Annotated in this window: 7 protein-coding genes; 2 read left to right on the top strand and 5 right to left on the bottom strand. The window is 45.0% G+C overall.

Annotated features, from left to right (window positions below):
- Window positions 1–317 precede the first annotated feature (317 nt).
- Both QM629_RS13145 and QM629_RS13150 read right to left on the bottom strand, forming a co-directional pair.
- Window positions 318–1,748, bottom strand: a complete 1,431-nt coding sequence (locus QM629_RS13145) for a glycoside hydrolase family 125 protein (RefSeq protein WP_415160339.1) — start codon at window positions 1,746–1,748, stop codon at window positions 318–320.
- Between the two features lie 343 nt (window positions 1,749–2,091).
- Entirely contained in the window at window positions 2,092–2,985 is an 894-nt protein-coding gene (locus QM629_RS13150) for a 1-aminocyclopropane-1-carboxylate deaminase/D-cysteine desulfhydrase (RefSeq protein ID WP_415160340.1), read from the bottom strand.
- 61 nt (window positions 2,986–3,046) lie between these two features.
- On the opposite strand from QM629_RS13150, the gene QM629_RS13155 reads away from it, so the two are divergent.
- A complete protein-coding gene (locus QM629_RS13155; RefSeq protein ID WP_415160341.1) occupies window positions 3,047–3,910 on the top strand; it encodes an aldose 1-epimerase family protein in 864 nt (287 codons plus the stop codon).
- A gap of 31 nt (window positions 3,911–3,941) precedes the next feature.
- On the opposite strand, the gene dapA is transcribed toward QM629_RS13155, so the two are convergent.
- The 3 genes from dapA to rlmN form a co-directional block, all read right to left on the bottom strand.
- Complete coding sequence (dapA, locus tag QM629_RS13160; protein ID WP_415160342.1) at window positions 3,942–4,865, bottom strand: 4-hydroxy-tetrahydrodipicolinate synthase; 924 nt, start codon at window positions 4,863–4,865, stop codon at window positions 3,942–3,944.
- Between the two features lie 64 nt (window positions 4,866–4,929).
- Window positions 4,930–5,652 carry a YebC/PmpR family DNA-binding transcriptional regulator gene (locus QM629_RS13165; RefSeq protein ID WP_415160343.1) on the bottom strand — a complete coding sequence of 241 codons (723 nt, stop codon included), beginning with the start codon at window positions 5,650–5,652 and terminating at the stop codon, window positions 4,930–4,932.
- Between the two features lie 151 nt (window positions 5,653–5,803).
- The gene (gene rlmN / locus QM629_RS13170) at window positions 5,804–6,856 is read right to left on the bottom strand and encodes a 23S rRNA (adenine(2503)-C(2))-methyltransferase RlmN (protein WP_415160344.1); all 1,053 of its coding nucleotides are present in this window, start codon (window positions 6,854–6,856) and stop codon (window positions 5,804–5,806) included.
- Window positions 6,857–7,275: 419 nt separating this feature from the next.
- Between rlmN and QM629_RS13175 the strand changes: the two genes are divergently transcribed.
- Window positions 7,276–8,466, top strand: a complete 1,191-nt coding sequence (locus tag QM629_RS13175; RefSeq protein WP_415160345.1) for a thiolase family protein — start codon at window positions 7,276–7,278, stop codon at window positions 8,464–8,466.
- The last annotated feature ends 178 nt before the right edge of the window (window positions 8,467–8,644 follow it).

Genomic DNA, 8,644 nt, shown 5'->3' on the forward strand with positions numbered 1-8,644 from the left:
GGTTTTAGCTCCCCTCTCCTTTGGAGAACTTGTCCCGACCATTCGGGAGGGGCTGGGGGTGAGGTCTGACAAGGAAATATTATTCACTAATTTATCCCTCGCGTACCCATGTCATTAACTTAAGGCAGGCACATCTTCGAAATAATCAATATTCATTTCGCGAAGATTTACAACTGAACATTACTGCCCGACTGATTCAGTCAGGCGGGGATTATTGTGTATTGAATATTGAGTTTTCTTAAGTTAATGACATTGGTGTATCATTCCTGATAAAGATGTTTGGCCATTTAAGCGATTCCGCTATACAATCTCACCGGCTACACCGCTTTCAGCAAGGCAGGTTTTGCGGCCTGCATATACAGGATCATTTCACCAAACAAGGTATTCGACCAGGCAAACCATTTACGGGTAAATTTAGAGGGGTCATCTTTATAAAAGCTTTCATGCATAAAACCGGTGCCGGCATTGGAAGCAATGAGCATCCTGATGCATGCAGTTATCTCTTTATCATCGGCAGCGGTTAATGCGCGCATGGTAATGCCCAGCGGCCATATCATATCCATGCCGGCATGCGGGCCGCCTATGCCCTCTGCCGCTTTGCCTTTAAAGAAGAATGGGTTTTCTGTTGATAATATCAGTTTTCTTGTTTGCTTATACACCGCATCATTGGCATCAATGGCATGCAGGTAAGGCAGCGATAGCAGGCTTGGGTTATTGGCGTCGTCCATTAAATTATAGCTGCCAAACCCATTCACTTCGTAAGCATACACTTTGCCAAACTGTGCATGTTCTACAACGGCATATTGTTTTAAAGCGCCGGCCACTTCCGTTGCCAGGGCATGGCAGCTTTGGGCCAGTGTGGCGTCTTTAAGTACAGTATCCAGCATTTCCGCAGCCTGCTTTAATGAGGTAACGGCAAAGAAATTACTGGGTATTAAATAAGGGAATATGGTGGCATCATCACTTGGCCTGAACATGGAACAGATAAGCCCAACAGGTTTTGCAGGATAGCCATAACCCGCCAGGGGCACGCCATCTGTTGCCCATGCGGTCTTGCGCTGAAAACTATAAGGGCCGCTGCCATGTTTGCGCTGCTGCTGCGTAAATGTTTGAACCGTAAGGCGGATAGATTCTTTCCAGTCATTTGTAAATGGCCTGGTATCGCCGGTTGTTTTCCAGTATTCATACGCCAGGCGAATGGGAAAGCAAAGTGAATCAATCTCCCACTTGCGTTCATGAATGCCGGGCTTCATATCGGTAAGGTCGTCTTTCCATTCGCTTACCTGGTTTTCATCTTTATAAAAAGCATTGGCATAAGGGTCTTTCAAAATATTCTTTACCTGGCGGTTAATAACACCGGCTATTAACCGCTGCAGCTTTTTATCTTTTGCAGCAAGCGGTATGTAAGGATGCACCTGTGCCGAGCTGTCGCGCAGCCACATGGCATCAATATCGCCGGTTATAATATAGGTATCCGGCACGCCATTATGCTCTTCGTAAAAAACGGTGGTATCCAACGTATTGGGGAAACAGTTCTCAAACAGCCAGCCCAGTTCCTTATTTGGCAGGCTTGCCTTCATTTGCTGTATCGTGGCCTCTACCGCCTCGCTGGTAAACCTGCGCGCACCAGGCAGCGGGCGTTTGCTTTCAAAATCAAATACGTTGCGGGCAAATATATTTTTTGGTGAAAGCCATGCCGCAGCGCCAGCCATGCCCGATGCTTTTATAAAACCTCTTCTTGTATGCATATAACAATTAATGGGGCGTAAATGTAAAGCAAAAGCATATAGTTACTTAACGTTTTCAGCGCCTCTTTTAAAGTATTCATCTGCAGAAAAAGGCCCGCTTCCCTTATAGGCCACAATTATCACCAATACAAAAGTTATAAGCGAGAGGAAGTAATGTAGTTATTTAAATTTTCATAAGGCATAATCCGGCCTGTTATGCCGGGCGAATGCACCAAAATTTTAACAGAGCGATATTTCCATACCGGTGCATTAAGCTTTGCTCTGTTAAAAGCCTTGCCTGGCATAATATATTAAGGCCATCTTATTGCCGCTTACTTATATTTTTTTAAAGACCCTGTTCTGATTAAGGGTTTAACGGCCTGTTGCCCTGCAGGCCGCCACTGTGTATGAAAACAACGTTTGAGCCCTGCGGGAAAAAATTTCTCTCCGCCAGATCGCAAACAGCATAAAATGCCCTGGCCGTATAAACAAAATCAAGCGGCAGGTTTTGATCTGTCTCAACCTGCTTCATAAACGCAGCCAGTTGAGGTGAATATTTTGCATAACCGCCAAAATGATAGTTGTGCAAAATGTGCATCCGCCTTTGCTGCACCTTATCCCGAAGCAAAGCGCTTACAGCTTCATCCAAACCAACATTGTTTTTCATTACACTTATGCCAATACATTGCTGATGTGGCAAAGCGGCGTTGGCAATGCCTGCCAGCATGGTTCCTGTGCCAACTGCACAAGCTATGTAGTTGTATTTATAAAGATCGGGAACAAGCTGCAGCATTTCCCCCGCGCCTTTAGCGCCCTCCATGCCATAACCGCCTTCCGGTATAAAAAACATTGACGGGTTTGCATCCATAACCGCCTGTTTATTTTTATAAGCTTCCCGGCTTAAAAATATAAGCTGCATGTTTAAAGCCATGACGTCAAGCAGGGTTTGCGAATATTGCTGTGGCGCTTCACCCCGTATAAAACCCGTACATTGTATATTCAGTTTATTGCAGCTATAGGCTGTTGCAATAATATGGTTTGAAAACGCGCCGCCAAATGTTGCAACAGAATGATTGCCTACATTCTTTGCCTGCTGTAAATAATATTTCAGCTTAAACCATTTATTGCCGCTTACAACAGGATGCAGTTTGTCAAGCCTTAAAACATCAACATGAATATCTGAAGAGCCAAAGGCTTTGCTTTTTATTGGCTGAACAGAAACGGCATTAAAATTTAATTCTTCCCGCAGGTTCATCATTCGGCATTATACAGGTAAACAATGTTCTTTGCAATTATAAGCTGAATGATTTTATTTTTGAATGATGGTACAACTGCAAAATGATAAACTTTCTGTTGCAATAAGTGAAAAAGGCGCTGAACTGCAAAGCCTCCGCTTACATAACACGGAATATGTATGGCAGGCTGATGCCGCATTCTGGAGCAAGCATTCGCCGGTACTGTTCCCCATTATTGGTGAACTAAAAGATGGTATATATATCTTCAATAACAAAGAATATAAATTATCGAGGCACGGCTTTGCAAGAGACAAAACTTTTACGGTAACTGCATCTGCTTCAGGTAAAGCTGTGTTTAGTTTGAAGAGTGATGAATCAACATGGGCATTATATCCTTTCCCGTTTATTTTTAATGTTATTTATGAAATTAATGATGCATCGCTTTCCTGCACTTACCAGGTAATTAATACAGGCGATGGCGATATGTATTTTTCTGCCGGCGGGCACCCGGCTTTTAAAGTTCCGCTGAATGACAAGCTGCAATACACAGATTATTTTCTATCGTTCAATAACGATAATGTATTAAACCGTTATGTATTGCACCAGGGCTTAACCGGCGACGATACAGAAAAAATCACTTTAAATGATAAAACGCTGCCATTAAAACCTTCCCTGTTTTACGGGGATGCGATTGTATTAAAAAACATTGGCAGCGATCAGATAAAATTATTTTCAGATAAAGATGCGCATGGCTTAACATTCAGCTTTAAAGCATTTCCTTATTTTGGGATTTGGGCTGCCAGAGATGCACCTTTTGTGTGCCTTGAGCCCTGGTGCGGTATCGCAGATAATATCCACCATAACCATCAGCTTACAGCCAAAGAAGGTATTAATAAACTGGCTGCCGGTAAAGAATGGAAGCGCACATGGAGCGTGGAGCTATTTTAATAAGAACCGTGTGTGTATTATTTTAAGTTCATCAATCCGCCTGAACGGGCTTTTTTTTCAAATCATCTCCATACGCCTGCATGAAAGCTTTTATCTGCGCATGATATTTTTCACTTAGTGGCACCAGTGGCAAACGCAGATAATTTTCTATCAGCCCCATCTCCGCCAGAAATGCTTTTACGCCGGCGGGATTATTTTCGGCAAACATCAGTTCATAAGCACCGGCCAGCTTATCATTAATTGACTTTGCCGTTTTAAAATCGCTCTTCAAACTGCTTCGTACCATATCTGAAAAATCTTTTGGAAACGCATTGCCGGCCACACTTATTACGCCCTGCATGCCGCAGGCAATTTGCGGCATTGCCAAAGCATCGTCGCCGCTTACAACCAAAAAATCTTCCGGCGCATCGCGCAATATTTTTATGCATTGTGCAAAATCGCCGCCGGCTTCTTTTATGCCCGCAATATTTTCCACTTCATTCGCCAGGCGGATAACCGTAGCGGCCTCTACATTTTTAGAGGTTCTTCCCGGCACATTGTACAAAAGAATGGGTTTGGGCGATGCTTCTGCCAATGTTTTATAATGTTGAAAAATACCTTCCTGCGATGGCTTGCTGTAATAAGGCGAAGCGCTGAGCACAGCAATGGCTTCTTCCAGCGGAAAGGTTTCAAGGTCATGCATCAGTTCGGCTGTATTATTACCGCCAATGCCCACCACAACCGGCACACGCTTTTTTACTGCATCGTAAGAAAACTTAATAAGGTCTTTCTTTTCGGCGCTGCTTAATGTAGGCGCTTCCGCCGTTGTGCCAAGCACCACAATATATTCCACGCCGCCATTAATTACATAATGTATCATTTTTTCAAAAGCATCAAAATCAATATCGAAATTGCTGCTGAAAGGCGTAACCAATGCTATGCCGGTTCCGGTTAATGTATTTTTTAAAGAAGCCATGTTGTTTTATTTGTGAATAGCGAACAGCGGGATTTGTGCACTTACTGCCGGCAACCCGCTAAAATCATCCCATATTATGAAACACCTTGCTCACATCGTCATCCTGCTCAAGGCGCTCGATCAGTTTACTTACATCTTCCGCCTGTTCTTCCGTAACAGGAACGGTGGTGGCCGGAATCCATTCCAGCTCTGCGCTCAGCGGCGTAATGCCTTTATCTTCCAGCGCTTTCTGCAGTTTTCCAAAATCGGTAAAGGCGCACCGCAGCACTAAAACATCGCCGCCGTTTTCATCGGTGCTTTCACCCATTTCTTCCAGCCCGAAATCAATCAGCTCAAATTCCAGTTCTTCCACGTTCAAACCTTCCGGCTTTAATTTAAACACACCCATCTTCTTAAACTGGAAACTTACGCTGCCATTATTGCCCAAAGCGCCGCCGCCTTTATTAAAATGGCTCTTCACATTAGCCACAGTACGCACATGGTTATCGGTTGCTGTTTCCACCAGCAAAGCCACGCCATGCGGCGCATATCCTTCATACAAAATCTCTTCATAGTTATCCATTTCCTTGCCCATAGCCCGCTTTATAGCAGCTTCCACTCGGTCTTTAGGCATATTTACGCTCTTGGCGTTCTGCATGCAACGGCGCAGTGCCGGGTTTGTCGCGGCATCCGGCCCGCCGGCCTTCACCGCAATAGCAATTTCCCTTCCTATGCGTGTAAACTGCTTGGCCATCCTGTCCCAGCGGGCAAACATGGTGGCCTTTCTAACTTCAAAAATTCTACCCATAACGCTTTATATAAAACTGAACTTTTATTTAAGGGGCGTAAAGTAAATAAAACTTTGGCGGAGTTTTTTTATATCGGTAAAATTTCTGCTGTGCAAAAACGAAACGGCAGGGCATGAACAACCTGTGAACCCGTGAACTTGTAAACTATACTCAAAAACTATCCTTATTCGCCAGTTGCCCGCAGGCGGCATCAATATCTTTTCCGCGGCTGCGGCGCAACCTTGCGTTTACGCGATGGCTTTCAAGATACTTCATAAAGCTTTCCATCGTTTCTTCATCCGGCTTTGTAAATGATGCACCGTCTATAGGGTTGTACTCAATAATATTTACGAGGTCGGCAGGCACCTGGCGGTAAATTTTCACCAGTTCTTCCGCATCTTTCTGCGAATCGTTAAAATTCCTGAATAAAATATACTCAAACGTTACCTCATTCTTGGTTTGCTTATAAAAATAATTCAGCGCCTCAATCAAAGCCTTTATATTATTGCTTTCATTGATGGGCATTATTTCATTGCGCCTGGCATCGTTAGCAGCGTGCAGCGACAAAGCCAGTTTGAACCGCACTTTATCATCGCCCAGTTTCTTTATCATCTTCGCCACGCCCGCCGTAGAAACGGTTATACGGCGCGGGCTTATGCCCAGCCCGTCTTCCGCAGCAATTTTATCAATCGCTTTCAGCACATTGCCGTAATTAAGCAAAGGCTCGCCCATGCCCATGAAAACTATGTTGCTTAAACGCTTTTCATAAATTCTTTCAGATTGTTCATTTATAAGAGCAACCTGGTCGAATATTTCATCAAAGGTTAAATTGCGCGCTCGTTCCATTTTGCCGGTGGCGCAAAAAGCACAGCTTAAACTGCAGCCGATTTGTGAAGAAACACAGGCCGTTTTCCTGTCTTCTGTGGGAATTAAAACGCCTTCAATAAAATGATGGTCAAAAGTTTGAAAGCGGCTCTTCACCGTACCATCGGCGCTGTATTGGGTTGTATTAACGGTTAATGCCGGCAGCGAAAATGTTTCCGCCAGTTTGGCGCGCAAATCTTTGCTGATGTTGGTCATTGCATCAAAACTGCCGGCATGTTTCTGCCAGAGCCATTCATACACCTGCGTGGCCCGAAACTTCTTTTCATCAATTTCGGCAAAAAAGTTTTGCAATTCATCTAAACTTAAATTGCGGATATTCGGTTGCGGAGCAGAAATCATTTTGCAAAGATAGTTTACCGGGCAGCGTTTAAATAATAAGAGTTTTTACAGGGTGTATTTCAAGTTTTCGCAGGTGGTGGACACCCGCCTGCAGAATCCGCTACCGGTCGGCGTCTCACCGACCGGAATGCCGCGTATGAGGCGAAAATTTGAAATACGCCCATTTTTAAAATATGGGCAGGTCGTAACTTATTTTTAAGGCAACCAATTCATCTCAAACCAGGGCAACACATCTGGTTTTTACGAAGAGCCAATTCACCATCAGTGCCGGCATATATTAATGCAAAAGCCTCTGATGCAGTGCGAGGGATGATTGTGGCATGCTTGCTTACAATTTAAACAACGTGTTTCCGTATTGAAATCCGTTTGTGATTAACTTTCTTAACCTAAAACTATATTTGCCGCCTTATTAAACTACAATGAACGCGTGTTATATAGTTGATGCCGTGCGCACACCCATTGGCAAATACGGCGGCCGGCTGAGCACCATCCGCCCGGACGATTTACTGGCGCATGCGATAACCGCTCTGCTCAACCGCAACCCGGTTGATCCGCGGGATATAGAAGATGTAATTGCCGGCGATGCCAACCAGGCCGGCGAAGACAACCGCAATGTGGCAAGAATGGCAGCTTTGCTGGCAGGATTGCCGGTTACCGTGGCCGGGTGCACCGTAAACCGTTTATGCGCCAGCGGGCTCGATTCCATTATGCATGCAGCCCGCGCCATTATGTGCGGTGAAGGCATGTTATACATTGCCGGCGGCGTGGAAAGCATGTCGAGAGCGCCGTTTGTAATGGCCAAAGCAGAAGGCCCGTTTCAGCGCAGGCAGGAAATGCACGATTCCACCATCGGCTGGCGCTTTACCAATAAGCAACTGGCTAAAATGTACCCGCCTTATTCCATGGGCGAAACCGCAGAGAATGTAGCTTATCAATTTAAAATAAGCCGTGTAGCGCAGGATGAATTTGCCTTTTGCTCGCAGGAAAAATATTTCAGGGCGCTGGAAGAAAACAAGTGGGAAGATGAAATTGTGGCGGTTGAAATGATTGCCGATAAATTAATTACCTGGTTTTCGCAGGACGAGCCGCCAAGGCAAACATCGCCTGAAAAACTGGCCGCACTAAAACCTGCATTTATAAAAGACGGAACGGTGACCGCCGGCAATTCATCCGGTATAAACGACGGCGCTGCTGCTTTGTTGCTGGCAAGCGAAGAAGCGCTTAAACTGTTTAACCTTGAGCCCCTGGCCAGAGTGGTGAGCATGGGCGTAGCAGGCGTTGACCCATCCATCATGGGCATTGGCCCTGTGCCGGCTACGCAAAAAGCCTTGATAAGGGCAAACCTTGCTGTGGCAGATCTGGATTTGATTGAATTGAATGAAGCCTTCGCCGCCCAGTCGCTGGCATGCATAAATGAACTGGCATTAGACCCCAATAAAGTAAATGTGAACGGCGGTTCCATTGCTATTGGCCACCCACTCGGCTGCAGCGGTTCCCGCATTTCGGCCACTTTATTGCACGAGATGAAAAGAAAAAACCTGAAATATGGCCTGGCCACTATGTGCGTGGGCGTGGGGCAGGGCGCCGCTGTCATTTATGAGGGGCTGTAAGAATTTCATACCGTAAAACCATAATTTCTGCCTTAATCCTTCCAATTGCTACAGGGCAAACGCATCTAAAAATTTTCTTTAAAGACAGTTTTAGCAAGAAAGTCATCATTGAGGGCAGATAGCAGCCTTTTCTTTTTAATGCTTGTTTTTTTGCTGGCATTATTCTTCAGCAGATTGA

It is taken from the genome of Parafilimonas sp., assembly GCF_047606085.1.
Lineage (GTDB): Bacteria > Bacteroidota > Bacteroidia > Chitinophagales > Chitinophagaceae > Parafilimonas.

Coding starts and splice junctions, on each gene's coding strand:
- QM629_RS13145 (WP_415160339.1), bottom strand. CDS start 1,748: ATGCATACAAGAAGAGGTTTTATAAAAGCATCGGGCATGGCTGGCGCT.
- QM629_RS13150 (WP_415160340.1), bottom strand. CDS start 2,985: ATGATGAACCTGCGGGAAGAATTAAATTTTAATGCCGTTTCTGTTCAG.
- QM629_RS13155 (WP_415160341.1), top strand. CDS start 3,047: ATGATGGTACAACTGCAAAATGATAAACTTTCTGTTGCAATAAGTGAA.
- dapA (WP_415160342.1), bottom strand. CDS start 4,865: ATGGCTTCTTTAAAAAATACATTAACCGGAACCGGCATAGCATTGGTT.
- QM629_RS13165 (WP_415160343.1), bottom strand. CDS start 5,652: ATGGGTAGAATTTTTGAAGTTAGAAAGGCCACCATGTTTGCCCGCTGG.
- rlmN (WP_415160344.1), bottom strand. CDS start 6,856: ATGATTTCTGCTCCGCAACCGAATATCCGCAATTTAAGTTTAGATGAA.
- QM629_RS13175 (WP_415160345.1), top strand. CDS start 7,276: ATGAACGCGTGTTATATAGTTGATGCCGTGCGCACACCCATTGGCAAA.